Below are 25,792 nucleotides of genomic sequence, written 5' to 3'. Positions count from 1 at the left end.
TCAGGGAAGATTAAAATGTGAAACAATAGGCTCTACACTGAAACTGACGGTGTCGCTCACCCACCACGGGGCAAGTCCCAGTCCTGCCACACACACAATCAGGCAAATGACGGCAAAACGCTCGTCCCACGTGGCATCCGTCAACTTCAGATGCCCGGGGTTGCGGCACGTGCCATAAAGAATCTTGCCCACCACACGCAGGATATACACTGCCGTGACGACGATGCTCACCGTGGCGATGACGGTGCAGGCGCGGTGGAACACATCGGGATGTTCGAAAGAACCCACGAACACCGTCATCTCGGCCACGAAGCCGCTCAGGCCGGGCAGGCCGAGATTGGCCAGACCGGCAATGACGTACCCCACAGCCAGGAAAGGCATGACCTTCATCAATCCGTTCAACTCGCGCACGTCACGGGTGTGCGTCCGGCCGTATATCATGCCGATAAGGGCAAAGAACAAGGCCGTCATCAGCCCGTGGCTCAGCATTTGCAGGATGGCGCCCGTGCAGCTCGTGCGGGTCGCCATCAGCAAGGCGAAAAGTACCAGGCCGCAATGGCTCACGGAAGAATAGGCGTTGATGTATTTCAAATCGGTCTGCACCACGGCACTGAAAGCCCCGTAAACCACAGAAACCGTAGTCAGTATCAGGAAGAAGTCGCCCCACTGGGCCAACCCTTCAGGCATCAGGTACATGGCCACGCGGAAACACCCGTATCCGCCCAGTTTCATCAACACCCCGGCATGCAACATGGACACCGCCGTGGGGGCGGAAGCGTGGCCGTCCGGGCTCCATGTATGGAACGGGAACAAGGCACCCAACACGCCGAAACCCAGGAACACCGCAGGAAAGAACAGCCGTTGCATCCCTTCGGGGATGTTATGCAGTCCGGCAATCTCCAACACATTCATCGTCTGCGCCCCGGCCCCGTAATAGATGCCCAGGATACCGATGAGCAAGAAAGCCGACCCGCCCATCAGCATCAGCGTCAGTTTCATGGCGGCATATTCCTTGCGCCCGCTGCCCCATACGCCGATGAGCAGGTACATCGGGATGAGGGCCACCTCATAAAACATGAACATGGTGAAAAGGTCGGTGGAGATGAAGAAACCGAACACGCCCGTGGAAAGCAGCGTGTACCACAGGAAATATTCTTTCGTGAGGGGTTTCAGTTTCCATGAAGCGAAAGTGCCCGTGAACACGATGATGGCACTCAGCAGCAACATGACCACGGAAATGCCGTCCACCCCGACGGAATAACAGATATGCAAGGGAGCGTACCACACGACACTATCCGTGTAGAGCATCTCAGGCTGCGGGAAAGGCAGATTGGCAATCAACGCACGAAGCCGGAGATAATCCACGGCAAGCCAGACCGCCAGCACCAACAACGCGGAAGAACCGGCTACCATCACTCCCCGCACTTGGTTGACACTACGGGCCATCCACAGACCGAGCATCATCAACAGGGGAATCAATACGAAAAGACTTAATATATTCATATCGTTTTTACTTTTTTAAAGAATAGTCAGACGGCCAACAAGACCAAAGTCAAAAGGATAATGCCGCTCAGGAACCAAATCACGTAAGCCTGTATCCGCCCGCTCTGCATGGGCTGTACTTCCTCGGCCGAAGCACGGGTGCCCCAAGCCAGGAAGTTCATGAAACCGTCTATCACATGGCGGTCGAACCATGCCAACGGTACAGACACGCAGCGGAAAATAATCCGTTTGGTGACGAACAGCCAGGCTTCGTCCATATAAAAACGGCGGTAGGCCGCACGGTGCAGTTTCGGGAAACGACGAGCCAAGGCATCGGCCACCGGCTGTTCGCTGCGGGCATACATGAAAGTGGCCAAGGCGATGGCCAATACAGCCACCACGCAACTTGTGGCTGCCACGCCACCGTCCAAATGGATGTCGTAAGACAAACCGTCGCCCGTGACAAAATGCCCGAAGGGAATGAAACCGGCCAGACAGGTCACGGCAGCCAATACCATCAACGGGAAAGTCATCGTAAGCGGACTTTCGTGCGGCACGTGCGCGGCATGCAGTTCCTTGTTCTCGTGCCCCCAGAAAATGCAATAGTACAGACGGAACATGTAGAAAGCCGTCATCCCTGCAATGAAAGTCATGACATAACCCATCACCGGGCTGAAAGCAAAGCAAGCCGTCAGGATCTCGTCCTTGGAGAAGAAACCGGAAAACGGCGGGATACCGGCAATGGCCAGGCAAGCGATGAGGAACGTGACATGCGTCACCGGCATATACTTGCGCAAGCCGCCCATCGTGGACATCTCGTTGCTATGCACGGCATGGATGATGCAACCCGCGCCGAGGAAGAGCAAAGCCTTGAACATGGCATGGGTGAAAAGATGGAACATGGAAGCCATGTAGCCCAGACCGCCTTCATGGCTCGGCATGCCAGTGCAGACTCCCAAAGCCACCATCATGAACCCGATTTGGGAAATGGTGGAAAAGGCCAACACCCGCTTGATGTCGCTTTGCACGCAAGCCACGGAAGCGGCATAGAAAGCCGTGAAAGCCCCGACGTAGGCCACAATGTGCAACGTTTCCGGCGCGTATGCGATATAAAGCGGGAACATCCGTGCCACTTGGTACACTCCGGCCACGACCATCGTGGCCGCATGAATCAACGCACTCACCGGCGTAGGACCTTCCATGGCATCGGGCAACCAGATGTGGAGCGGGAACATGGCGCTCTTACCGGCACCGCCCACGAACATCAGCCCCAATGCCCACGGCAGCATCAATGCGCCTTGCATAAGGTTCTCCTCGGCAGGCGCAAAGGTGAACGTACCCATATAATAACCGTAAATCAGGATACCGATGAGGAATCCGAGGTCGGCAAAACGTGTCACGATAAAAGCTTTCTTGGAAGCGGAGATGGCTTCAGGCTTCGTGTAATAAAACCCTATGAGCAGGTAAGAGGACACGCCCACCAGTTCCCAAAACACATACATCTGGAAAATGTTCGTGGCTACCACCAAGCCGAGCATCGAAAAGGTGAACAAGCTCAGGAAAGCGTAATAACGCTGAAAACCCTTCTCCCCTTTCATATACCCGAAAGAATAGATGTGCACCATGAGCGAGACGGTGGAAATGACCACCAACATCATCACCGAGATAGGGTCGAGCAGGATGCCCATGTCGATATGCAGGCCGGCCGTGAAAGGCAACCATACAAAATTATAAGGTACCAGGGTCCCAAACGTCCCGTCGGCCAAACGCGGCAAGGTGAAATAACCGTATGCCACGGCATAACTCAACACGGCCACAGCCCCCAATGACAACGAACCGACCAGACCGGCTGCGCGGTGGGACATCTTCATACCTGCCAGAGCCAACACTAAGAAACTCAGTACGGGCAGGAGGAGTATCAATATCGTATATTCCATATCATTCTTCTTTTTATCAGTTTCCGGCGTCAACCCTTCAGGTCGCTGACATCATCCGTCTGGATATTCCGGACATTACGGTACACATTTATCATAATGGCAATGGCCACAGCCGTTTCCGCCGCCGAGATGGCAATGCCGAAGAGCGTGAAGAAATGGCCTTCGAGCGCACCCGGATAAAAATAACGGTTGAACACGGCAAAGTTGATGTTCGTGGCATTCAGCATCAATTCCACGGAGATGAGCGTGGCCAACAGGTTGCGTCGCGTGAAAAAGCCGTAAATACCGGCAAACATCATCACCGTACTCAGTATCAGATAATAAAAAGCATCTATTTCCATAACTCTGTTTGTTTAATCAACGTTTACGCGCAATCATGATGGCACCGATCATGCAGGCCAACAACAACACACTGACGACCTCGAAAGGCAGGACAAACTGGTATTTCCCCATTCCGACAAGCGCGTTGCCGACTTTCACCGGATCCAGTTCCACCAACGGAGGAACGGAGAAACGTGCAAAACCGTAAGACGACAGCAAGAATACCGTCAACCCGAAACCGGCCAATACCGTCAGCATGGCCGCAAACCAACGTCCCCGTGGGATACGTTCGTTCATGTTCTTGTCCGAACGGGTCAACAGGATGGAGAAGACATAAAGCACGACGATACCTCCGGCATAAACCGACAACTGCACCGCTCCCAAATAGGTATAGCCCAACATGAAATAAAGGCCGGCCGTCCCGAAAAGCACAAACAACAGAGCCGTGGCCGCACGCAAAATACGCCCCGATGTCACAGCCAACACCGAACAGACCGCCATCATCAGTGAGACAACCCCAAAAACTACTTGCCCAAGAGTGATTCCTTCCATATTACATTATGCTTTTATAGGTTTGTTTTTCTCGGGAGCCGGTGCCAACACCGAACCTTCCCGGTTCAACGTGAGCAGCAACTTGTCACGCTCGAAAACCGAATTCTCAAAATCATTGGAAAAACGTATGGCGCCATGCGGACAGGCATTGACACAAAGCTGGCAAAACATGCAGGAACCCAAATCATATTCATACTTCACCAAATACTTCTTCTTCTTTCCTTCCGCATCTTCCCTCACTTCGGAAACCACACGGATTGTATCGTTGGGACAGGCCATCTGGCACAACCCGCAGGCCACACAATGATGCTGGTTCCGGTCGTCATGAATCATTTCCAACTGTGCCCGATGACGTTCCGGTATGTAAAGCGTCGTATGCCGGTTTTCCGGATACTGCTCCGTCACTTTCTTCCGGAAGAACACCTTGATGGACGTTTTCAGTCCTCCCGCCAGACTCTCCGTGCTACGCCAATATCTCTTTATATATTTTGTGAATTTACTCATTTCATTACTATCGTTTTAAAAAACCAATCCGAAAACCTTCATCACCACCATGGCCAACATGACTACGAGCGACAAGGGCATGAGGTATTTCCATTCCAACGTCAGCACCTGGTCGATACGCAAACGGGGGAAGGTCCACCGGATCCACATCAACAGGAATATGACGAAAAACGTCTTGCCCAGGAACCATACGATACCGGGAACATAGTCCATCACGGCATTGAACCCGTCGAGCCCGGCCACATGCAAAGGCATCCACCCCCCTAAGAAAAGCGTAGTGGCAATACCTGCCGTAATGAAAAGGTTCAGGTACTCGGCCAAGTAGAAAAAGCCGAAATGCATGCCGGAATATTCCGTATGGTAACCGGCTGTCAATTCTTGCTCGGCTTCAGCCAGGTCGAACGGCCCGCGGTTGGCTTCGGCATTGCCGGAAATGAGGTAAATGACAAAAGCCACCAACGTCAGGACATGTCCCCTGAAAATGTTCCATCCTCCGGCCTGGCTTTCCACGATGCCGCTGATGCTCATCGTCCCGCTCAGGATGACCATCGTAAGTACCGTGATACCCAAAGACAGCTCATAGCTGATAATCATGGCACCACTGCGGACGGCACCGATAATCGTGTACTTGCTGTTACTGCTCCATCCGGCCAACAAAATGCCGATCACCCCGATGCTCGAAGCGGCCAACACGAAGAATATCCCTATTTGCATGTCCAGAATCTCTGCTCCCTTGTGCCAGGGCAGACAGGAAAACGAAATGACGGAAGCCAGAATCACTAAATAAGGCGCCAGTTCATAAAGCACATGGTCGGACTTCCTGAGGCGTATGATCTCCTTGGTCAGTATCTTCAACACGTCGGCCGGCACTTGCAACAACCCGCCTTTGCCCCCCACACGGTTCGGCCCTATACGGCACTGGAAAGCGCCGCAGACCCTGCGTTCCATATAAATGAGCACCACGGCCAACACGGCGTATGCCAACAAAATGACTATGCCCAACGCCAACCCTTCGATAAAAACAGCCCAGTCCTCAGGCATCACGCCGCACAACGTACGGTGTATCCACTGCGTGAACGGTTCCAGGCTGTAATAATCCAAAAATGCTTGATCCATATATTTAAATGTGTCTGTATGTTATCTGTCAATATCCGGTATCACGAAGTCCATCGTACCGCCGATGGCAATCAGGTCGGCTATCTTCCCGCCCCGGCACACGGTGTCCATGGCATGCACCAACGGCAGGCCCGTGCTCCGGTAATGCAAACGGTAAGGCATCTTGTCCCCCCGGCTGATGAGGAACACGCCGAACTCGCCACGACTGGCCTCGACGGAAGCCGTAAACACGCCTTCGGGCAATTTGAGGATGGGCTTCGTCTTCACCCGGAACTCCCCTTCGGGCACGTTGTCTATCAACTGTTCTATGATCCGGCAGGATTCCATGATTTCGTCCATGCGCACCATATAGCGGTCAAACGAATCACCATGGGTATAGGTGATTTCCTTGAAGTCCACCTTGCCGTACATCGCGTAGGGATGGTGCTTGCGCACGTCGTTGGCCCATCCGCAGGCACGGCCCGTACCGCCGGTACAGCCCAACGAGATGGCATCCTCACGCGAAAGCAAGCCGACCCCCTTCAGACGGGTGCGGGCAATGACGCTCTTCGTAAAGATGTCGTGGTATTCATGGATAATGTTCCGCAAGTGCACGATAAACTCTTTCGTCTTCCGCACGAAATCGGGATGCAGGTCGGCCTGCACGCCGCCAATCACATTGTAGTTCTGAATCAACCGCCCCCCGGTGGTATCCTCGAATATGTCGAGAATCATCTCACGCTCGCGGAAACCATAGAAGAAAGGCGTAAGCGCACCCATGTCCATGGCCAGACAGGAATAAAAGAGGAGGTGGGAATCGATTCGTTGCAATTCGTCCATTATCGTGCGGATATACCTAGCACGTTCGGAAACCTCGATGCCTGCCGCCTTCTCGATGCATATACACAGGGCATGGCGGCTCTGGTGGGCGCTCAGGTAGTCCAGACGGTCGGTCAACGCCAATGTCTGCGGATAAGTCAGGCTCTCGTTCATCTTCTCGATGCCCCGGTGGATATATCCCAATATGGGGTCTATCTTCTTGACCGTCTCGCCGTCCAACGACGTACGCATGCGCAACACGCCATGCGTGGAAGGATGTTGCGGGCCGATGTTCACGATGAAGTCATCAGGGTTGAACACCACGTTCTCGCGCCGTTCAATGGTCCCGTCCGCACGCAAGTCATATTCCTCCGTCACGTCGGCATTCACCTCATTCTCCATGTTGAGCGGGTTGCTGCCCATGTCGTAATCCTTAAGGAGCGGGTAACCGGCCCAATCCTCACGCAAGTAGAGGCGGCGCATGTCAGGATGCCCCGTGAAGCGTATGCCGAAGAAATCGTATGCTTCGCGTTCCTTGATTTCCGCCGTCTTCCATATCCGGCACACCGAGGGCAGGAAAGGCTCCTCGCGCCCGTCCGTGTCCGTGCGCAACGTCACGCGGCCGCCCGTCCGGGTCGACTCCAACAGGTAGAACACGCTCAGGCGGCCGTCCCCGTCCGCCGCCACAAGGTCGCGCATGTAATCCATCGGTTCCTCCGCGTCGTCGTGCAGCCGACGGCATACCTCCGCCACGTCCCCCTTCGGGACCACTACCACTCTCTCGCCGGCCTCTTCCACTGTGGCGGCCGCGCACCACTGCCTTATCTTTTCTTCAATCATATTCCGGCCTCCTTTCTTTCCTCTGCCTCTTCCGGCTTCTCCTTGCGGTTGCGTCCCCCAAGGAAACGCTCTGCCTTGATTTTACGTTGCAACTGCATCATGCCATAAAAGAAAGCCTCCGGCCGCGGGGGGCATCCCGGGATGTACACGTCCACCGGGATAATCTCGTCGATACCGTTCACCACGTGGTAACTCTTGCGGAACGGCCCCCCGCTGATGGTGCATCCCCCCACGGCCACCACGTATTTCGGCTCGGCCATCTGGTCGTACAACCGCTTCAGTACCGGAGCCATGCGGTAAGTAATCGTGCCCAACACCATGATCATGTCCGCCTGGCGAGGCGAGTTGCGCGTCACCTCGAAACCGAAACGCGCCATGTCATAACGCGCCGCCCCTAAGGCCATGAACTCTATGGCGCAACAGCTCGTGCCGAAAGTAAGGGACCAGAGCGAATTGCTGCGGCCCCAGTTGATCAGGTCGTCCAACGTGCCCAACACGATGCCAGCCCCGTCGCGGTTCAGTTTCTCGGCCATGCGCAGCAGGTAATCGTTGTTCTTGAAATCGCCCGGCCCCATGTCCTTTATCTTGGGCAACCCGTGTTTCATTTCCATTCCAACGCTCCTTTCCTCCAGGCGTAAGCCAGGCCCAGAATCAATACCACAATGAAAAACACGATGCTCAACAGCCCTTGCATGCCTATACGGCCTACCACCGCCGCCCACGGGAAGAGGAACACCGTCTCGATGTCGAATATCAGGAACAGGATGGCATACAGGTAATAACCGGCATGGAACTGGAACCAAGCTTCCCCCCTCGTGGGCACGCCGCACTCGTAGGGCTCGCCTTTTTGGGGGTTGAACGTACGGGGGGCCGCAAGGCGCGCTATCAGCAAGGCAGCCGTCACTAAAGCGATTGCCGTAAGCACCACGACCGTTAACAATGTGAAATCCGTCATTCTTGAAGTTATATTTAATTTAACAACCAAAGATTATTGTAGTGAAAGACATATCTTTTATTTTCTTTTCCGAGGGGAAAAGGACCATAAGATATGGCACTCTGAAATGATACCTATTTATATAATATAGGCCCCGTAGGGGTCACACCCTGATTCGTCTCAAGGTAAAGATATAATAATCCCTGCTAGGTCCGGAATCATAAGAATAGTATAAAGACCTGCAAGGAGATAAAAAACAGTTTACGGAAGCATAAAGAAAACCGGATAATCTTTCCGAGGCCGCCCTGTACCCCGGACACGACGTTTCAGCCCCTTCATCCAAGGCAAAAGACAACGGGGCTATGTAATCAGAAGTAAAAAAGAAATAAGGAGTATCAGATGTCCAATATGTAGCTTCCTGTCCGAAACTTTCCACCGACAGAAAACTTGCCTCAGCACAAAACGCCGATGAACCATGTTTTTCCATCGTGGCAAAAGCCATTAAGAAAGACATGGAAAACAGTAGCCACATACAGAGTTTAAGCTTCATTTCCTCGTCTCTTTAACGGGCGCAAAGGTACATATATTATTTTAAAGCTTCTTTTATGGAAGATTAAAATATCTAAATTAGAACGATTTAAGTACTACTTAAAAAAACTACCGGCATAACCATTCACAAACTTTGTCTTGAAAGTCTTGTGCAGCCGCCACACGTTCCACACCTTGATTCATAATACAAAAGGCCAACAAATGGTTATTCGCCGACCGTACATAACCGGCCAACGTGGATACTCCTTCCAAAGTCCCGGTCTTAGCCCTTACGTTTCCGTAAGCTTTTCCCTTCCTCATACGTTTTTTCAACGTACCGTCAACTCCGGCTATAGGCAAAGCAATATAAAGAGGTGAAAAAATAGCCTCATCACGATAAGCGTATCTCAGGAAAGCAATTTCAAGTTCCGGTGTCAAGTAATTATATAAAGAAACCCCGCTCCCATCGGCCACTATATATTTTCCGGGATCATAGCCTAACCGCCCTATCAACCGCTCAATGTAGTACATAGCTTCTTTTCTTGAAGCGTATGGTTTTCCTGTACGGGCTGCCAACTGGTAAAACAAGGCTTCGGCACATAAATTATCACTCTCTTTCATCATCGGATGCAAAACGTCTGCCAATTGACGTGTCCGTCCGGCTAACAATACGCCATTTTGGGGACAACGGGCTTGTCCTCCAAAAACATGATGAATACCTAAGCCATGCAACATCTCGCTGAATGCCCTTATGAAAATATTCTTCTTCCCATATAATAAAGGAGTCAGCACCGGCATGTCATCATCCCAACACCACCCCCATCCCCATTGCAAGGTATCTTTCATCGACACGTCTGCATACAGTTTCCCAACTATAGAATCCACATCCGATTCTTTCAAAGCCTTGCCGAAAGAAAGCAAATCTTCTTTCCCGAAACAAGGGTCGAAACCTCCCACGACATATAAGTCTCCATACAAAACACGCCCTCGGATTTCGCCTGTGTAGAACAAGCGGGTTGCAAAACGATAATCACTCCCCAATTCGGAAAGCGCGGTGACAGCCGTTACCAATTTTTCAGTAGAAGCCGGCCGCATACGCTGTTTGGCCTGATAAGCATACAGTAAAGTATCGTCGGTCAAATCATATACACACAAACCTACTTGTGAAGTAAGGAATAGCTCATCTTGCAACAAGCTATCCAGTCCGTCCCGCAAACACACCGGCCACGAAGCCTCTTCCCCAAGTGGTTCACAAGAAAATCTCCCGGAAGCCAACAAGGGATTACCAACTCCCCCAACAAACCAGAAGACTCCCAAAAGTACTCTAAAAAGCCTCATATTCATAAGCCACCTGTCTTTTCAAGAAAATCTTCTTGTTTTCGTTTGAAATACCGGCAAAACTCTTCAGCCGGAAAAGGCGTGATGAACTTTATCGAACCGTCGCAAAACGTCAACATGACAGTATCCTTATTCTTTAAAAAAGACAAAGAAGACGGCCGTACGATATCCACCTTTTCGATGTCGGACAAAGAATGCCTGCTGACCTTGGAAAACCGCCCTTGATGAATGAACAAGCAACCTTCATCGGTAAAAACATAATACGTATGAATCAAACGTTCCACCACGAAAACCAAAAAGACCATACAACACAATGCAGCCAAAGGCAATTTTACCCAAAAGAAATATATGGCCAACACTGTAGCAGGCAACAAGCTGAAAAACATTATCTTCTTATTAATTTTTGCATGAAATGTCCGTATCATAAAACTAAAATTTGATGCAAGTTACACTTTTTACGGATTAAATCCACAGAAAGCCCAAAAATATCCTTTATTTTTTGTTTATTTAAAAAAAGACATATACCTTTGGGACGATAGCAGAAAAACAAACTAAAACCTATATATTATGAGAGCATTATTTGTTTTTTCCGGCTTATTGTTTTACTTTTCCGCTTTCTCTCAGAATGCGATAAGGTTTGCATACGATGCGTTAGGCAACCGGGTGAAGCGGGAAATCGTGCTGCAAAACTCAGATGTTGCCAAACGAAACCTGTCATCGGAAGAAAAAAAAGAGGATAATTTCTATTCCGACATGCTCTCTGAAAAACAGATCCGTATCTGGCCCAACCCAACGGAAGGGCACCTGAAAGTGGAAATCCAAGGACTCGCCCCCGAAGAAAAAGCCAGTTTGCGCATTACTTCGATGAGCGGAGCGGTCGTGGACGTAAAAGAAACAACCTCCCCCGTTTCCGAACTCGACCTGAGCCATTGCACAAATGGAATTTACCTGCTACATATCGCAACGGGCGGACAAGAAACCACTTGGAAAATCATCAAAAAATAACGCTTATGAAACGGTTTCCGCTTCTTTTCTTCCTTTGCGCGTGCTGCCTCCTTTCTGCCCTCGGACAAGAGGGGTATCCGGCTATTGACAACGATTATGTGCCTATCACTTACAAGATAGACACAAGAAATGAAGTGGGACAAATAGATATCACTTCAGGAGTATCTCCCACCGGTGCACGTACCTATACTGTCCCTATATCTGCTTATAAAGGAATACGGGGATTTAATCCGGAATTATCCTTTGTTTATAATAGCCAACAAGGCAACGGTTTATTAGGAATGGGATGGTCTCTTTCCGGATTGTCCGTCATTTGCCGCACAGTACAAACACCTTATTATGATGGGAAAATCGCTCCCATAGCTTTCAACCGTGAAGATGTTTTTATGCTCGATGGTATGCGGTTGGTCAAGGTGGATTCCGTCACTTATTTGAGCGAGCGCGGCTATATACGTGTCAAAGCGAACTATGCAGGTAATTCCTTACAGTATTTTGACGTGGCTTTCCCCAATGGCCGAACGGCCATATTCGGTTACAAAACCAATACCAACAATAACCTATATTACCCTCTCACGGAACTGAGTGATTTGTGGGGCAATACCATTACATACCATTATACTTCACAAAGGGACCATTACCGGATAAACAAAATTACATACAACGGAGCTTCCATAGAATTCTCGTTTGTCGGTTCACGGACAGACCCAGTATCCTTTTATCTTTCAGGACAGAAAGTAACAGAAAACTCTTTGCTGAAAACCATAACCTGTAAGTTTGGTAATACCATATTGGGAACTTACAAACTCAATTATAGGAATGAGAGCCAAACGCCGCTCAAACAATCCCTATTGGAAGAAATTGAGTATCTGAGTGGTGTGAAAAGCTTTCCTCCCTTGCATTTCTACTATGGTAAGGGAAATAAGGCAACAGGTTATGACACCCATTCTTTCGTCTGCAAAGGTTATGTAGGGACACCTTCTCCAAAACGTTTTGTCGTAGCGCGGAATGCTGACCACGGTAAAGCTGACTTAATTGTAGCAATACCCGATTACAATCCTTATGTCATCCAAAATGAACTGGAAGTGGTAAACGGTTTCGAGGGTTATTCCTGGATTGAAAACGGCTATCCCAACAACGACTATATTGATTACTTTTCTTTTTCAGGAGGCATGCAAGGCGGTCGGCACCAGTTGACCTACAGTGGCGACGGATTTATCGACATTGTGGCCGCAGACATCACCGGGTGCGGACGTGACTGCGTTGTACAAATAAACAACACCATAGCAAATAAGCAAACAGATCAAGTCACTTTCAGGATTCACGATAGTGAAAGTCTTTTAATGAATAAGCAACCCTCGCAACATATATATTATTTTTCCACCCTACATTCCTGTATACACGATAATATAGAAGCACTCAGTATCCAACCCAAATATTATTACCCTGGAGATTTCAACGGAGACGGGAAAACCGAAATTTTAGGCGTATCCGCCCACCAACCTTTCGGAGATACCGGCTTGCCTTCCCAATGTTACATCTTCGACCTGAACAAAGGCACGCTTCCTTACCAAGGCCATATATTCCCTTTCCATGTAGAATTCCAAACCACTCATAATTCCCCTACTCCGGAATTTATATATAATCGGACGGACAAAATTTTCGTGTTGGACTATGACGGTGACGGGTGTAGCGAAATCGTTCACCAAGATCGTAATGGAGCACACATTTATAAATTCGACATAAAAGGTTCGGTTTGGACACCTCGCAAAATAGCAGACGGAATCCCCCTGGTTTTTACTGACAATACAAAATTCCTCATAGGTGACTTTAACGGGGACGGACTGACAGACATGCTTAGATATGTCACCAAGACTTCCAACCGACAATATTGTGAATTGTTTATATCCCAAGGCAATGGGGTCTTTGACTTAAGCAATTTCAATTTACCTTTGCGTGATGGCGAAAGTTTAGGACAAGAACGCAGATATAATTTCTTACTTCAAGATGTCAACGGGGACGGACGTTCGGATTTGATAGACTATACCGACAAAGGGTTTTATACCTATTTATATAATAATGCCGGACGGTTCGAGGATCCTTTCTTTACTCCATATCCTTCTTCCGGCGGACAACTGTTGCCTTCACGCCTAAAGACGGGAAAGGATTTTTCCCAACTTGCCTGTTTTGATGGGAATGAGATTCATCTGTATTCTTTTTCACGCAACGACAAAAAAGAGAACCTTATTACAGGAATGGTGAATAGTCTTGGTGCCATAGAAAGGAACGATTATGCTATCACCAACGGAGATGCCACATTTTCATCCATATATCAGCCAGGTTACAATATCCACTATCCTTATGTAGAAGCCTTTGACAATCTTCCTTTACTTGCCATTTCAGAAAAATATGTGGATGGCAAGCAAATGGATGGATGGCATTATTACTATAAAGGTGGAATAAAACATCTTACCGGAAAGGGATTTTGCGGCTTCCAGCAAACCCGTACCGTGGATTTCAAGGGAAAGGAACTTATCCGTGACTTTGACCCTGAAAGGTATGGGATACTGACCCATGAGGCATATGATTTGGCCTACGAAAACTTTTATGAATATGAAATCGTGGAGCATCCTAACCGTATGGTTGAAGTCAACCTATATATGAAGGATGAAAGTGATTATTTAAAAAACGCGGACAATCTATATTATTATGATGGACACAAGTTAGGATACCCTTCCACGGAAGAAATAGAATATTGGGACGGACATAAAACAAAAACGAACACTGTTTTCAAACCGGTCTACACCGGATGGGCTGAAAACAAGATAGGAGGTACGTCACCTGACAGCATGGACGTGTGCTACATGTTGGCTTATATACCTTCCGGACAAGAATACCTTTTCGGACGCATCCACGAACAAACCGTCACAAATACCACAGCCGGAGGAAAAAGCGTGTCACAAAAAACCACCATTCCTTCGTGGCAATATGACATGCCCACAGTCCGAAGGGATTACCTCGGAGGAGAGACACGTTATGACAACCAATATGATACAAAAGGAAATCTCATAAAAGCAGTAACGGAGTGGACCGGTAAAGCAAGGATTTCCGAATCATGGGAATATGACAATTACGGGAGGATATCCTCGCATACTTCAGAAATAGGGACAACGGAAAAGTACGCATACGGGACAGACGGCAGGCTGAAGTCGCACACCGACAGCCGGGGAAATACTACAGCCTATACCTATGACGGCTTTGGAAGACAAGTAGAAACGGAACGTGCAGACGGCACCACCGTGACCAATGAATATGCATGGTGCAATGAAGCTACGGGAGGAGTATATGCAATCATAATCCGGGAAACGGGAAAACCGGACATGAAGACCGTCTATGACGCATTAGGACGGGTGGTTCGCCAAAGCGAAATGACTTTTGACGGAATATGGAGAAGTACTGACATAGAATATGACGTTTACGGACGTGTTGCACGCAAGTCACTGCCTTATACACAGTCCTCCCCTTCCCATTATACGGTTTACACGTACGATGATTTCGACCGGTTGGTTTCCGTCACGGACCGTCCCGGCCATACCACCACGTACACTTACAGCGATGACAATGACGGATACACTATAACCACCACGCAGGACGGGGTGGAAACCACAAGGGCTTACGACCTTCGTGATCGTCTTGTCAGGGTGGACGACCCGGGAGGCACCACGCGTTACGAACTGGATGCGGACGGCCACCCCCTTACCATTACAGCCCCGGATGGAACCCAGACCAAGTTCGAATACAACGACATGAGGAAATGCCGCAAAAGGACAGACCCCGGATTCGGAGAAAGCACTTATGGATATGAGGCTTTCGGGGACATCGCATGGGAAAAGAACGCCCGAGGGGAAAATATCAACAGGCTCTATGATTCATACAACCGGCTGACCAACATAGGATGGGGAAGTCCCAACGTGGCATATACTTATACGCCACATGGTGAAATAGCCACCATCAAGGGGTTCAACAACACATTCATCACCTATACCTATGATGAGTTCGGGCGTTTGGCATCATACCGGGAGGATGCCCCGGACGGAAAGTGGCTGCTGAAAGATTATACATACAAAGATGGAAATACGGCTTCCGTCACTTACACCTCGCAGAACGGCAGGTTGACCACTGAAAATTACGTGTATCAGAACGGACACCTGACAGAAATAAAACTTAATGATGGCACCTCCGTCCTTAAAATAGAGGATGAAAACGACATGGGAATGCCTACCAGAGCACAAACAGGGAACATCACAAGACTCTACGAATACGATGCATACGGTTATCCCCTGCACCGGACCGGGAAGACTGACCAGCTCACTTACCAAAACTTCACATATACGTTCGACACATCCCGGCAAAACCTTCGGACACGTACAGACCAAAGGTCGGGAAAGACGGAAACTTTCAACTATGACGGGATGAACCGCCTCACGGGGGACGGGACATCCGTCTTGGAATATACCCCCAACGGGAATATCATAAAGAAATCGGATGTAGGAAGCTACACTTACGAAATGCCCGGAAAACCTCATGCCGTAACAGGCATTGCCCCTGAAGGCAACCTCACGTCCGGAATGGGTACGCAGGAAATATTCTATACCAAAGCCTTGCGGCCTGACTCCATACACGAAGGGGCTTTTGATGCGAAGTTCGTCTACAATGGCAACTTGGACAAAGTGAAAATGACAGTCACACAGGACAAGGGACGCTCCTATCTCCGGAAATATTATCTCGGGGGGTGTTATGAACTGGAAGAGTCTTCTTCCGGCCCGGCAAGAGAAAGAGTATATGTGGGTGGAAACTATTATGATGCACCCGTAATGTTGGAAAAAACAGGCCCTCTCACACAATGCTATAGCCTGCTCCGCGACTATTTGGGTAGCATTACCCATGTGGTACGTTTCGACGGATACCTTATAAAAGAGCTAAACCACGATGCCTGGGGCATGCGGAGAAACCCCGTTTCATATAGCCCGGAAGTACGGCCTACCACATTGTCGGCTTCGACATTTTCACGTGGGTTCTGCGGTCATGAATATTTGGACGTATTCGGACTTGTCGACATGAACGCCCGGCTTTACGACCCCATACTTGGACGTTTCCTCTCGCCCGACCCCTATATGCAGATTCCTGATTTTTCGCAGGGATTTAACCGATATGCCTATTGCATGAATAATCCGCTTGCCTACGTGGATGAAAACGGAGAGAACCCACTCTTTATCATTGGTATCGCCATGATAGTTGGAGGAACGGCCAACCTTAGCTGGAAAGCCATTAACGGACAAATAGATGATTTTGGTGATGCCGTCTCTGCATTCGGAATAGGTGCGGCAGCCGGGGGATTCGGTGCGGCAGCAGGGTTTGTGGCCGCTCCAATGGTGGGTGCGGGCTTCTTAGGTGGATTTGTGGAAAGTGCATTCTCCGGTGTAGTGTCAAGCTCCATCCTCAGTGTAGGAAATTCCCAAGCTTTCGGCGATCCCCAAATGGGTTGGAAAGGATATGTTTTGAGTGCCATCGGAGCTGGTGTTATCGGAGGGGTCGTGAACGGTGGAATAGCTGCAAGCCAAGGAAAGAACTTTTGGACGGGTGCAAAAAAAACAATCAGTAACCGTGACCTGATTCAACAAGCTGCAGACATGGCTTATAAAGAAATTCCGGGTGAAGGGCCTGTTGTAGGAACTAAAAGACATAAATTCGCTAGTGATTATTTGAAAGAATATCAAATACAACATGGAGATAGACAAATAAAAACAAATGTCTATTTTATCGACAAAAAAACAGGGGCAAAAGGTATTATAGACATTGTTGATTATAAAAATGAAATCATTTATGATTTTAAGTTTGGTTATCCAAATAAGACCCCAGAAATGTTAAATAACACCAGACAAATGCAATGGTATAGGAAAAATATGAATAACTGGGCTTCCTTTATTATAAAGCCTAAAATAAAATATTAAAATTATGATGGATAGTAGTTCTATTAAAAAAAACTTACCTCTGACTGATTGGAAAAAAGCATTTCCAATTCTGTCACGTTATGCCTCAAACAAGCTACTTATGAAGCAAGATGTTGCACTTGTGGGATTATACTTCCAAAAAATAACGTTGATGAAAGTATATTACCGTCCCCTACTTGTGGCTTTTCCCTTATGGGAAAATACTATAGAAAAATGTATGTGTCCCATATTTATGCAAGATTTTCACGACGATCGAAACTTAACATTAGATATTACCATAGAGCAACATCAACAGAGATTTCATGACTCTGTAAAATACGTGGAATCACAAAGTTGGAATCTTCTTAAAGAGAATGTGAAAGTAAGCGATTTGTTTGATTTCTTAGATTATCACAGGAATACAAATGTCTTGCTTCTTAATATGTTTTCTATGCAGGCTGATTTTTTAAAACACAGATTGATCACAGCCCTTTATTTACAAGATAAAGGACTGATACAAAAAGCTTGTGAGCATGCAGAAAAGGAAATGAGCCTTTGGAAAAATTACAGTAATTTTGAAGAAACAATGGGTAAATTGGATACTTGGAGGTCTGAATTCTATCAACTAATAGACCAACGAGAAGAAATCATGGAACGGATTCGAATCAATTCCATGGACAAAAGGATTGCCAAACTGAAAGAATCCCATCTTATTATATAGACAAGCTTATGGCAAAAAGAATAGTAACAAGAATCGGAAACGTGTTCTGTACAGTATTTGGTTTTCTTTAGATCATTATAAATCATTTATTCCTATAAATTATAAATATTAAAATTATGAGAGATATAATTTTTGTACCGAATTCAGCAGACTATAAGATTGAAAATAGTCATATTGCTTATATCCCAAAAGTATGCAATAAGTTTGAATTATGCATAGCTGTAGCCAAAGCCATGAATTATCCTTATGTTGTTAATGAAAATTGGGATGCCTTACTGGATTACTATCGTTTTCCGGAAGGCTGTGTGGAAGAAGAAGAAATCGTAGTGATACATGAAGACTTGTCCGATTTGCCACAAGCGGAGTTTGAAATTTACATTAAAATCGTACAAACCACGGTCAATGAATGGGTAGATTGTCCTGATCATCATTATACTTTTGTGTTCAAGACATGTGAACAGGACAGAATAGAACCACTATTGCGTTTAAGCCCTTCTACTGAGTCTTGGGATATAGAAAATTATCAAATAAAAAATTATCAGTTAGAAGATGTACGCTTGATTGATTTTCCGGTGACATCAGACAGGAAAGTCTTATTCCGCGAACTGGCCAAAGCATTCCTTGGAAATGCAAATAAAGAAATAGACTGGGATATTTTTAAAACACTATATTTCCGAATGGCAGAGATTATAGGAAAGAACATTGTGATACGAAATAAGAATTTAGACTGTCTTGCAGAAGAAGACTTACGCCAATATTTAAATATTGTACAGGACTACATCTATTTCTGGGAAAAAAACAAGCCTGAATTTGTCACACAGTTTGTGTATCGCAATCAGGATAAGTTCTTAATTACCAAATACTGTTTTCATTTGTATTAACTACAAAGCCTCTCTCCTGTAACTCTGATAGGAAAATGAGACATGACAATGAACGTTATTGGAATAAATATAATGATTTGCCAACAGGTATAAACTATACAGAATATATATGTCCACCACCACGGGAACTTAATATTCACCGCCCTGGACCAAGAAGAATTATAATGGGAAATAATGGTAGTATATGGTTTACACCAAATCATCATAACACTTTTATACCTATAAACTGGAAATATTAATTTTACATGAAAGATATCATATTTACTTTAAACCCTTCAAAGCTTTATGAAAAAGACGCGAAGATAATTCATATAGGTCCAGTTACCAACAGACTGGAACTATGTAATTGCATTGTTACAGGATTAAATTATCCATATTATGTCCAAGATAATTGGGATGCACTGATAGATTGTTTCCGTAGTCCAGATGAGGGTATGATAAACAAAAGGAATATCATTCTATTGCACGAAGATTTGTCGGGTCTACCACAACAAGATTTTGAAAACTACATTGATGTGGTCCAAATTGTAACAAGTGAATGGATTGATGATCCTGAACATCATTATACTTTTGTATTCAATCTGCACGAACAAAAAAGGATAGAGCCTTTGTTGCGACTCAGACCATTCGTCTGGTGTTATGATATAGAACATTATGAAGTGGAGCACGCCGATATGATGGATTTTCCAAACAGAGGATATGCCAAAGAGTTATTGGAACAATGGTCTGGTTTACTATCTCTTCAAATAACAGATTGGGAATATTTAAAAAATGTATTTGTCCGATTGCCGGAGATAAGAAACCGGAATATTGTGATCAGGCATAAAAACATGTCTATATTGAATAAAGAGGACTTTTCACAATATATGGACATCGTGTATGACTGCACTGATAACTGGTTGAATCATAACGGAAAACGACATGTACTCCAATTTGCCTTTGCTTATAGCGACAAAGGTTTAATATCCGCATATCACATAAATCGGATTCTATCTAAGAGATGAACAAAGCTTATATAGCTATCAAAGAACAATAAAAATGGAAACAATTAAAAAGAAAAGAATCGTAACAAGAATCGGGAATGTGTTCTGTGCAGAAATAGACAACGAATGCAAACGGTTTTTCCAATACGTAGCCAATGACTTGGAAGAACTGAATAGTAGTGTCATACGTGTATTTAAAACCAAATATCCCATGGACTACAAACCGAATATTGAAGAGATTGTAAAAGATGAGGTCGAGTTTTATGCACACACTATTTTGAAGTTCGGTATTGTGTTTAATGCGTGGTACAAAGTGGAAACATCCAAAAACATCGGAAAGGGACACAAAGAAGCATTATTTGCAGATAACTTAGCAGAACTAAATGAAGATCCCAAAATACACTGGAATGTATGGCAATTTAATAAACAACCTTTTATTCAAGGTAAGTTAGATAAAAAATATGCTCAATTCATAGAGAGAGGTGGAGTTATTCCATACGTAGACATTATCAACCGGTTAAAATTCGGTTATTTCAAATACAAATTACCGAGCTGGAAAATAGAAAACGGAAAGAACGTACCCATTATAGAATAAAAGGAGACACTATAAACTATTCGGTAAATGCCAAGAATAAAAAAACAAAATATATAAATGGATTTCATCTATATCACATCGTAATATGGAAGATAAAGGAACTGAACCTATATCAGGCTCTCCTGTGAAAAGTCTGCCTCTGACCGATTGGAAAAAAGCATTTCCAATGTTATCAAGGTATTCTTCTAATACATTATTAATGAAATTAGGAGTTGGATTAATCGGATTTAAGTTTCAACGAATATATGGAAGTTATCGACCACTATTGGTAGGTTATTCTTTATATGATGAGAGGATAAATGACGACATTATTATAGAAATGTTCTACAATAAAAAGCATCTCACGTTAGATATACCATTCGAGAAGCACCAACAGATGTTTCAAGATGCAGTGGATGATGTACAGTCCCAACACGGCAACCTCCTCGGAGAAACAGTGAATGTAAAAGACTTGTTTGATTTATTAAAACACAAGCAAAAATATGACATGTTGGTTTGCCACAATTATTGCAGCCTGACAGAATTTCTCAAATACAAGCTAATCACTGCTCTTTATCTGGATAATGACGCATTGATACAACAAGTTTGTATGGACATGGAAGAACAAACCAATTCTTGGGATGACATAGAGCGTTTTGAACTTTTCTTAGGGAAACTTCCTGTATGGAAAGATAAGTTCTATCAACTAATAGACCAACGAGAAGAAATCATGGAACGGATTCGAATCAATTCCATGGACAAAAAGATTGCCAAACTGAAAGAATCCCATCTTATTATATAGACAAGCGTATGGCAAAGAGAACAGAAAATAAAAAAGAGAATGGTTGCTACGCAATAGGCAAATGGTTTGCATGGGTCGTGGCCTTGCTCGTTACAGGCTGTAGTCCGAAAGTGGCCACGGAAATCTATCATTCTTATCCCGCTACGCAAGCTGACGACGTACAAGTATTCAAGACCGGAACGAACCGGCCTTACTCTGCCGAACTCCTGGGCAAAGTGGCTGTAAAAGGAAACGGATATACCGCACATTTCAGTTATGACCAGGTCGTAGCACTGGCCAAGGCTGAAACGGCCAAAGTGGGAGGAAACGCCTTGGCTATCACCGAACATAAAGAACCTACCATCCTCGTTTCCTGCCATCAGATAAAAGGAGAAATGCTACGCATGAAAACCCAACAAAGGGAACAGATAAGGAAAGCCGACAGTTTGGAACTGGCTAGCCGGAAAAGCATAAAGCCACGTAAGCTCCCGCCCCCACTCCCTATCCATATCTACGGGAACGGAGGTTTCGGTCATGTGTTCAGCAAAGCTTACCATGACATTCCGGGCGGTCTCAGCGGCACGTTCAAAAACGGGGTGGATTTCCAGGGAGGAATCGACTGGGTGGGTAAAAAGTTCATGGGTGTAGGCATTCTCTATTCCGGCTACCGCTCTGGAGCATACCATACCAACTTCGTACGCAATCCCGATTACCCCAAGGAACAAACCGCCAATCCCAAAAGCCGGATGCACTTGGATTACATAGGCCCGGAATTTGTCATGAGGGCAGCCAACAAACATTGGTCCCTACGGTACGGCATCGGAGCAGGTGCCTTCATCTTGAATGTCGAGGAAGAGATGGATTTCAGTATGGGAAAAACTGTAAAAGGGATGGGATTGCATTACCAACTCAGTGCGGACTACCTGCTGAACAAACACGTAGGCATAGGAGTAAATGCCGGAATCATTTACGGAAACGTATATGACGAAGATGGGGTGATTCCCGGCTCCATGGACCAATCCGTAGAGTTCTACCGTATCTTTATCAACGGAGGACTGCACTTTTATTTTTAAAAGAAATCCTGCGGCAAACGCACAACCAACCGAGTTTTTAAGTAGTTTTGCAACGTCTAACATCAACAGCATGAACTGACGGCATGATACGCAAATTTGATTTTTTAGTGATAGGTTCGGGAGTGGCCGGAATGAGTTACGCCCTGAAAGTGGCCGATGCGGGCAAAGGCAAGGTGGCCATCGTATGTAAAACCACATTGGAAGAGGCCAACACGGCCAAGGCACAAGGGGGAATAGCCTCAGTGACCAACCTGAAAGTGGACAACTTCGAGAAACATATCAAGGACACCATGGTTGCAGGGGATTTCATCAGCAACCCTGCAGCCGTGGAACAAGTAGTGAAAAACGCACCGCAAGGCATACGCGACCTCGTGAAATGGGGCGTAAACTTCGACAAAAACGAAAAGGGAGACTTCGACCTGCACCGCGAAGGCGGACATTCGGAATTCCGCATCCTGCACCATGCTGACGACACAGGTTTTGAAATCCAGCGCGGACTGATGGAAGCCGTACGCCGCCATCCGAACATCACGATTCTGGAAAACCACTTTGCCGTGGAAATCATCACCCAACACCATTTGGGCATCGAGGTGACGCGCCGCACGCCGGACATTGAATGTTACGGGGCATACGTCTTAGACCCGGATACCCAAAAGATAGATACTTTCCTCTCCAAAGTCACTCTGATGGCTACCGGTGGTACGGGAGCCGTCTACGCCACTACAACCAACCCCAACATTGCCACAGGCGACGGCATCGCCATGGTCTACCGTGCCAAAGGTACGGTGAAAGGCATGGAGTTCGTGCAGTTCCACCCCACGGCCCTCTTCCATCCGGGCGAGACGCACCCGGCTTACCTCATCACAGAGGCCATGCGGGGATACGGCGGCATCTTGCGGTTGCCCAATGGCGAAGAGTTCATGCAGAAATACGACAAGCGGCTTAGCCTCGCCCCACGCGACATCGTGGCCCGTGCCATCGACAAGGAAATGAAAATACATGGCTTGGACCACGTGTGCCTGGACGTGACGCACAAGGATGCGGAAGAAACCAAACACCATTTCCCGAACATTTATGCCAAATGCCTCTCCATCGGCATCGATATTACCAAGCAATACATTCCCGTCGTGCCTTGCGCCCACTACATGTGCGGCGGCATCAAGGTAGACCTCAACGCCTGTTCCAGCATCCGGCGGCTCTATGCTGTGGGCGAATGTTCTTGTACCGGACTGCACGGCGGTAACCGCTTGGCCAGCAATTCGCTCATCGAAGCCGTGGTGTATGCCGACGCGGCAGCCCGCCACAGCTTGGAGGTCATAGACCAATATGCTTTCAATGAAAAGATACCCGAATGGAACGATGAGGGTACGATGAGCAACGAAGAAAAAGTACTCATCGCGCAGGACATGAAGGAAGTGGGACAAATCATGAGCAACTACGTGGGCATCGTGCGGAGCGACCTGCGCCTGAAACGGGCATGGACACGCTTGGACCTGCTATACGAAGAGACCGAAGAGCTTTTCAAGCGTGTCAAGGCGACCAAAGACATTTGCGAACTGCGCAACATGATTAACGTGGGTTACCTTATCACGCGGCAAGCCATCGAACGCAAGGAAAGCCGAGGATTGCACTATACGATAGACTATCCCAAACACGCTTACGACCAAAAATAAGGTAACCATTTACAATGGCCTCGTAAAAACTCCTTTCTCTAATAAAAACATATTGAGAAAGGAGTTTTATTATTTCTAAAAATCCGCTTAATTTGACGGATTTAATAAAACAATTCCGGTAAATTCCGTAATTTTGCACCCACAAAAGAATGTGTTTTTCAGGAAAAAGAGATTCGCCATGACGAAAGAGATGACGGAGGGTTCACCCCTACGGTTGATATTCAACTTTTCGCTCCCGCTCATTTTGGGAAGCTTGCTCCAACAGACTTATAGTCTGATAGATGCAGCCATCGTAGGAAAATATTTAGGCATCAACGATTTGGCAGCCGTGGGAGCCAGTACATCCGTCGTGTTCCTCATCATCGGATTCTGCACCGGCTGCTGTTGCGGTTTCGGCATTCCCGTGGCCCAAGCGTTCGGCGCACGTTCATACAGCGACTTGCGGCGTTACGTAGCCAACAGTCTTTGGGTTTCCCTCATCATTTCCATTGTGTTGGCCGTCGTCACTTCCCTGCTTTGCGAGAGAATCCTGTTCATGATGCAGACACCGCACGACATCCTGCATAGTGCCTACCTCTATCTTCTGGTCATCTTCATCGGCATTCCTTTCACTTTCCTTTATAACCTGCTCTCCAGTCTCATCCGAGCATTGGGCGACAGCAAGACCCCGTTCTACTTCCTGCTGCTGTCCTCCGTCCTGAACATCGTCCTCGACCTGTTCTGCATCCTCGTGTTGCATTGGGGCGTGGCCGGAGCCGCCATCGCCACGGTCTTCTCACAAGCCGTCTCTGCCCTGCTTTGCCTGTATTACATGTTCAGGAAATTCGGCATACTGAAAATGGAAAAGGGAGAAACCGCCTTGGACAGACACTACATAAAAGGGCTGTTGGATATGGGCGTACCGATGGGACTACAGTTTTCCATCACGGCCATAGGGAGCATCATGCTCCAAAGCGCGAACAACGCCCTGGGTACTTCGTGCGTGGCAGCCTTTACTGCCGGCATGCGCATCAAGATGTTCTTCATGTGCCCGTTGGAGAGCATGGGCATCGCCATGGCCACGTATTGCGGACAGAACTATGGGGCGGGAAAAACAGAACGTATCAACATGGGGCTGCGCGCCAGCTTTTTCATGGTCTGCCTCTACTGCATCTTCTGTTTCATCGCGTTGCATCTTTTCGCCCGCCACATCATCTACCTGTTTGTGGATGTCCATGAATATGAAATCATAGAAAAGGCCAACCAGTTCATCGTCACCTCCTGCACCTATTTCATCCCGTTAGGACTGCTGTGCCTGCTCAGGTACAGCATCCAAGGATTAGGATACAGTAAACTGGCCATGATGTCCGGTGTATTCGAAATGGTAGACCGCACGGCCGTCAGCCTGTTCCTGGTCCCTATTTTAGGATATACGGGAGTTTGTTACGGCGACCCTTCGGCTTGGTTTGCCGCAGACCTCTTCCTCATCCCGGCTTACCTTTACGTGCATAAACGCCTGTCCCGGAAGAGATGTTACGTGCAAGCCTCCTGAATTTTAAAGGAAAGTTACATACAAAAATGGCTTGGCTGAGAACGGAATTCCGTTCTCAGCTAAACTATTTTTCAAGGAGAAGTGTCAAAATGCTCACCTCCTTCTGATTGTAGATTGTGTATTTTGTTTTCCTTATTCCTTATATTTCGCTATTTCCGCTATCTTTTTAGGTATTTCCGTGTTGTCTATGCGTCCGGTGAATTCTTCGCAAACCATACTGCAGAGTCATGGAG

22 protein-coding genes are annotated in these 25,792 nt (G+C 47.0%); 10 read left to right on the top strand and 12 right to left on the bottom strand.

From position 1 onward, the window contains the following. The 12 genes from AC5RDV_RS11515 to AC5RDV_RS11460 all read right to left on the bottom strand — a co-directional run bounded on the left by AC5RDV_RS11515 (position 1) and on the right by AC5RDV_RS11460 (position 10,736). On the bottom strand, positions 1-1,503 hold the full coding sequence (locus tag AC5RDV_RS11515; protein ID WP_008627992.1) for a complex I subunit 4 family protein: 1,503 nt from the start codon (positions 1,501-1,503) through the stop codon (positions 1-3). A gap of 26 nt (positions 1,504-1,529) precedes the next feature. Beyond that, positions 1,530-3,419, bottom strand: a complete 1,890-nt coding sequence (gene nuoL, locus AC5RDV_RS11510; protein WP_040602897.1) for an NADH-quinone oxidoreductase subunit L — start codon at positions 3,417-3,419, stop codon at positions 1,530-1,532. 29 nt (positions 3,420-3,448) lie between these two features. Continuing rightward, positions 3,449-3,760, bottom strand: coding sequence for an NADH-quinone oxidoreductase subunit NuoK (nuoK, locus tag AC5RDV_RS11505; protein ID WP_008627995.1), 312 nt, complete (start codon positions 3,758-3,760; stop codon positions 3,449-3,451). Positions 3,761-3,776: 16 nt separating this feature from the next. Further along, positions 3,777-4,292 (bottom strand): NADH-quinone oxidoreductase subunit J family protein, encoded by a 516-nt coding sequence (locus AC5RDV_RS11500; protein ID WP_008627997.1) that lies wholly within the window; start codon positions 4,290-4,292, stop codon positions 3,777-3,779. A gap of 6 nt (positions 4,293-4,298) precedes the next feature. After that, a complete protein-coding gene (locus tag AC5RDV_RS11495; RefSeq protein ID WP_008627999.1) occupies positions 4,299-4,796 on the bottom strand; it encodes a 4Fe-4S binding protein in 498 nt (165 codons plus the stop codon). A 15-nt stretch (positions 4,797-4,811) separates the two neighbouring features. Beyond that, positions 4,812-5,912, bottom strand: coding sequence for an NADH-quinone oxidoreductase subunit NuoH (nuoH, locus tag AC5RDV_RS11490; RefSeq protein ID WP_008628006.1), 1,101 nt, complete (start codon positions 5,910-5,912; stop codon positions 4,812-4,814). A 21-nt stretch (positions 5,913-5,933) separates the two neighbouring features. Next, on the bottom strand, positions 5,934-7,550 hold the full coding sequence (locus AC5RDV_RS11485) for an NADH-quinone oxidoreductase subunit D-related protein (protein WP_276789166.1): 1,617 nt from the start codon (positions 7,548-7,550) through the stop codon (positions 5,934-5,936). Then, entirely contained in the window at positions 7,547-8,161 is a 615-nt protein-coding gene (locus AC5RDV_RS11480) for an NADH-quinone oxidoreductase subunit B (protein ID WP_008628009.1), read from the bottom strand. The genes AC5RDV_RS11485 and AC5RDV_RS11480 overlap by 4 nt, the downstream gene beginning before the upstream one ends. Beyond that, positions 8,152-8,505 carry an NADH-quinone oxidoreductase subunit A gene (locus AC5RDV_RS11475; protein ID WP_008628010.1) on the bottom strand — a complete coding sequence of 118 codons (354 nt, stop codon included), beginning with the start codon at positions 8,503-8,505 and terminating at the stop codon, positions 8,152-8,154. The genes AC5RDV_RS11480 and AC5RDV_RS11475 overlap by 10 nt, the downstream gene beginning before the upstream one ends. Before the next feature lie 142 nt (positions 8,506-8,647). Next, the gene (locus tag AC5RDV_RS11470) at positions 8,648-9,034 is read right to left on the bottom strand and encodes a hypothetical protein (RefSeq protein ID WP_282747769.1); all 387 of its coding nucleotides are present in this window, start codon (positions 9,032-9,034) and stop codon (positions 8,648-8,650) included. Positions 9,035-9,141: 107 nt separating this feature from the next. Continuing rightward, the gene (locus AC5RDV_RS11465; RefSeq protein ID WP_008628012.1) at positions 9,142-10,356 is read right to left on the bottom strand and encodes a D-alanyl-D-alanine carboxypeptidase/D-alanyl-D-alanine-endopeptidase; all 1,215 of its coding nucleotides are present in this window, start codon (positions 10,354-10,356) and stop codon (positions 9,142-9,144) included. After that, entirely contained in the window at positions 10,353-10,736 is a 384-nt protein-coding gene (locus AC5RDV_RS11460; protein WP_276789174.1) for a hypothetical protein, read from the bottom strand. Before AC5RDV_RS11460 ends, AC5RDV_RS11465 begins: the two co-directional genes overlap by 4 nt. Before the next feature lie 181 nt (positions 10,737-10,917). On the opposite strand from AC5RDV_RS11460, the gene AC5RDV_RS11455 reads away from it, so the two are divergent. The 10 genes from AC5RDV_RS11455 (at position 10,918) to AC5RDV_RS11410 (ending at position 25,559) form a co-directional block, all read left to right on the top strand. Continuing rightward, a complete protein-coding gene (locus AC5RDV_RS11455; RefSeq protein ID WP_282747768.1) occupies positions 10,918-11,355 on the top strand; it encodes a T9SS type A sorting domain-containing protein in 438 nt (145 codons plus the stop codon). A gap of 5 nt (positions 11,356-11,360) precedes the next feature. Next, positions 11,361-17,363, top strand: coding sequence for an RHS repeat-associated core domain-containing protein (locus AC5RDV_RS11450; protein WP_282747767.1), 6,003 nt, complete (start codon positions 11,361-11,363; stop codon positions 17,361-17,363). Positions 17,364-17,367: 4 nt separating this feature from the next. Continuing rightward, a complete protein-coding gene (locus tag AC5RDV_RS11445) occupies positions 17,368-18,063 on the top strand; it encodes a hypothetical protein (RefSeq protein ID WP_282747766.1) in 696 nt (231 codons plus the stop codon). A gap of 116 nt (positions 18,064-18,179) precedes the next feature. Next, complete coding sequence (locus AC5RDV_RS11440) at positions 18,180-18,944, top strand: barstar family protein (protein ID WP_282747765.1); 765 nt, start codon at positions 18,180-18,182, stop codon at positions 18,942-18,944. A gap of 245 nt (positions 18,945-19,189) precedes the next feature. Next, positions 19,190-19,948, top strand: coding sequence for a barstar family protein (locus AC5RDV_RS11435; RefSeq protein ID WP_130893787.1), 759 nt, complete (start codon positions 19,190-19,192; stop codon positions 19,946-19,948). A 34-nt stretch (positions 19,949-19,982) separates the two neighbouring features. After that, on the top strand, positions 19,983-20,522 hold the full coding sequence (locus AC5RDV_RS11430) for a hypothetical protein (RefSeq protein ID WP_130893788.1): 540 nt from the start codon (positions 19,983-19,985) through the stop codon (positions 20,520-20,522). 85 nt (positions 20,523-20,607) lie between these two features. Continuing rightward, positions 20,608-21,303, top strand: coding sequence for a hypothetical protein (locus AC5RDV_RS11425; protein WP_282747764.1), 696 nt, complete (start codon positions 20,608-20,610; stop codon positions 21,301-21,303). Between the two features lie 8 nt (positions 21,304-21,311). After that, positions 21,312-22,355 (top strand): hypothetical protein, encoded by a 1,044-nt coding sequence (locus tag AC5RDV_RS11420; protein WP_282747763.1) that lies wholly within the window; start codon positions 21,312-21,314, stop codon positions 22,353-22,355. A gap of 83 nt (positions 22,356-22,438) precedes the next feature. Further along, positions 22,439-24,028, top strand: a complete 1,590-nt coding sequence (nadB, locus tag AC5RDV_RS11415; protein WP_282747762.1) for an L-aspartate oxidase — start codon at positions 22,439-22,441, stop codon at positions 24,026-24,028. Positions 24,029-24,206: 178 nt separating this feature from the next. After that, complete coding sequence (locus AC5RDV_RS11410; protein ID WP_282747761.1) at positions 24,207-25,559, top strand: MATE family efflux transporter; 1,353 nt, start codon at positions 24,207-24,209, stop codon at positions 25,557-25,559. The last annotated feature ends 233 nt before the right edge of the window (positions 25,560-25,792 follow it).

It is taken from the genome of Paraprevotella sp. (assembly GCF_986071375.1).
Note: the sequence above shows the minus strand (reverse complement) of the source record. Positions and strands in the feature narration are given on the sequence as shown.

What these genes read in the sequence shown, in the direction of transcription:
- AC5RDV_RS11445 (WP_282747766.1), top strand. Translation starts at nt 17,368, where the DNA reads ATGATGGATAGTAGTTCTATTAAAAAAAACTTACCTCTGACTGATTGG.
- AC5RDV_RS11465 (WP_008628012.1), bottom strand. Translation starts at nt 10,356, where the DNA reads ATGAATATGAGGCTTTTTAGAGTACTTTTGGGAGTCTTCTGGTTTGTT.
- AC5RDV_RS11460 (WP_276789174.1), bottom strand. Translation starts at nt 10,736, where the DNA reads ATGTTTTTCAGCTTGTTGCCTGCTACAGTGTTGGCCATATATTTCTTT.
- nuoK (WP_008627995.1), bottom strand. Translation starts at nt 3,760, where the DNA reads ATGGAAATAGATGCTTTTTATTATCTGATACTGAGTACGGTGATGATG.
- AC5RDV_RS11470 (WP_282747769.1), bottom strand. Translation starts at nt 9,034, where the DNA reads ATGAAGCTTAAACTCTGTATGTGGCTACTGTTTTCCATGTCTTTCTTA.
- AC5RDV_RS11450 (WP_282747767.1), top strand. Translation starts at nt 11,361, where the DNA reads ATGAAACGGTTTCCGCTTCTTTTCTTCCTTTGCGCGTGCTGCCTCCTT.
- AC5RDV_RS11480 (WP_008628009.1), bottom strand. Translation starts at nt 8,161, where the DNA reads ATGGAAATGAAACACGGGTTGCCCAAGATAAAGGACATGGGGCCGGGC.
- nadB (WP_282747762.1), top strand. Translation starts at nt 22,439, where the DNA reads ATGATACGCAAATTTGATTTTTTAGTGATAGGTTCGGGAGTGGCCGGA.
- AC5RDV_RS11495 (WP_008627999.1), bottom strand. Translation starts at nt 4,796, where the DNA reads ATGAGTAAATTCACAAAATATATAAAGAGATATTGGCGTAGCACGGAG.
- AC5RDV_RS11500 (WP_008627997.1), bottom strand. Translation starts at nt 4,292, where the DNA reads ATGGAAGGAATCACTCTTGGGCAAGTAGTTTTTGGGGTTGTCTCACTG.
- AC5RDV_RS11440 (WP_282747765.1), top strand. Translation starts at nt 18,180, where the DNA reads ATGAGAGATATAATTTTTGTACCGAATTCAGCAGACTATAAGATTGAA.
- AC5RDV_RS11430 (WP_130893788.1), top strand. Translation starts at nt 19,983, where the DNA reads ATGGAAACAATTAAAAAGAAAAGAATCGTAACAAGAATCGGGAATGTG.
- nuoH (WP_008628006.1), bottom strand. Translation starts at nt 5,912, where the DNA reads ATGGATCAAGCATTTTTGGATTATTACAGCCTGGAACCGTTCACGCAG.
- AC5RDV_RS11420 (WP_282747763.1), top strand. Translation starts at nt 21,312, where the DNA reads ATGGCAAAGAGAACAGAAAATAAAAAAGAGAATGGTTGCTACGCAATA.
- AC5RDV_RS11485 (WP_276789166.1), bottom strand. Translation starts at nt 7,550, where the DNA reads ATGATTGAAGAAAAGATAAGGCAGTGGTGCGCGGCCGCCACAGTGGAA.
- AC5RDV_RS11475 (WP_008628010.1), bottom strand. Translation starts at nt 8,505, where the DNA reads ATGACGGATTTCACATTGTTAACGGTCGTGGTGCTTACGGCAATCGCT.
- AC5RDV_RS11515 (WP_008627992.1), bottom strand. Translation starts at nt 1,503, where the DNA reads ATGAATATATTAAGTCTTTTCGTATTGATTCCCCTGTTGATGATGCTC.
- AC5RDV_RS11410 (WP_282747761.1), top strand. Translation starts at nt 24,207, where the DNA reads ATGACGAAAGAGATGACGGAGGGTTCACCCCTACGGTTGATATTCAAC.
- nuoL (WP_040602897.1), bottom strand. Translation starts at nt 3,419, where the DNA reads ATGGAATATACGATATTGATACTCCTCCTGCCCGTACTGAGTTTCTTA.
- AC5RDV_RS11425 (WP_282747764.1), top strand. Translation starts at nt 20,608, where the DNA reads ATGGAAGATAAAGGAACTGAACCTATATCAGGCTCTCCTGTGAAAAGT.
- AC5RDV_RS11455 (WP_282747768.1), top strand. Translation starts at nt 10,918, where the DNA reads ATGAGAGCATTATTTGTTTTTTCCGGCTTATTGTTTTACTTTTCCGCT.
- AC5RDV_RS11435 (WP_130893787.1), top strand. Translation starts at nt 19,190, where the DNA reads ATGAAAGATATCATATTTACTTTAAACCCTTCAAAGCTTTATGAAAAA.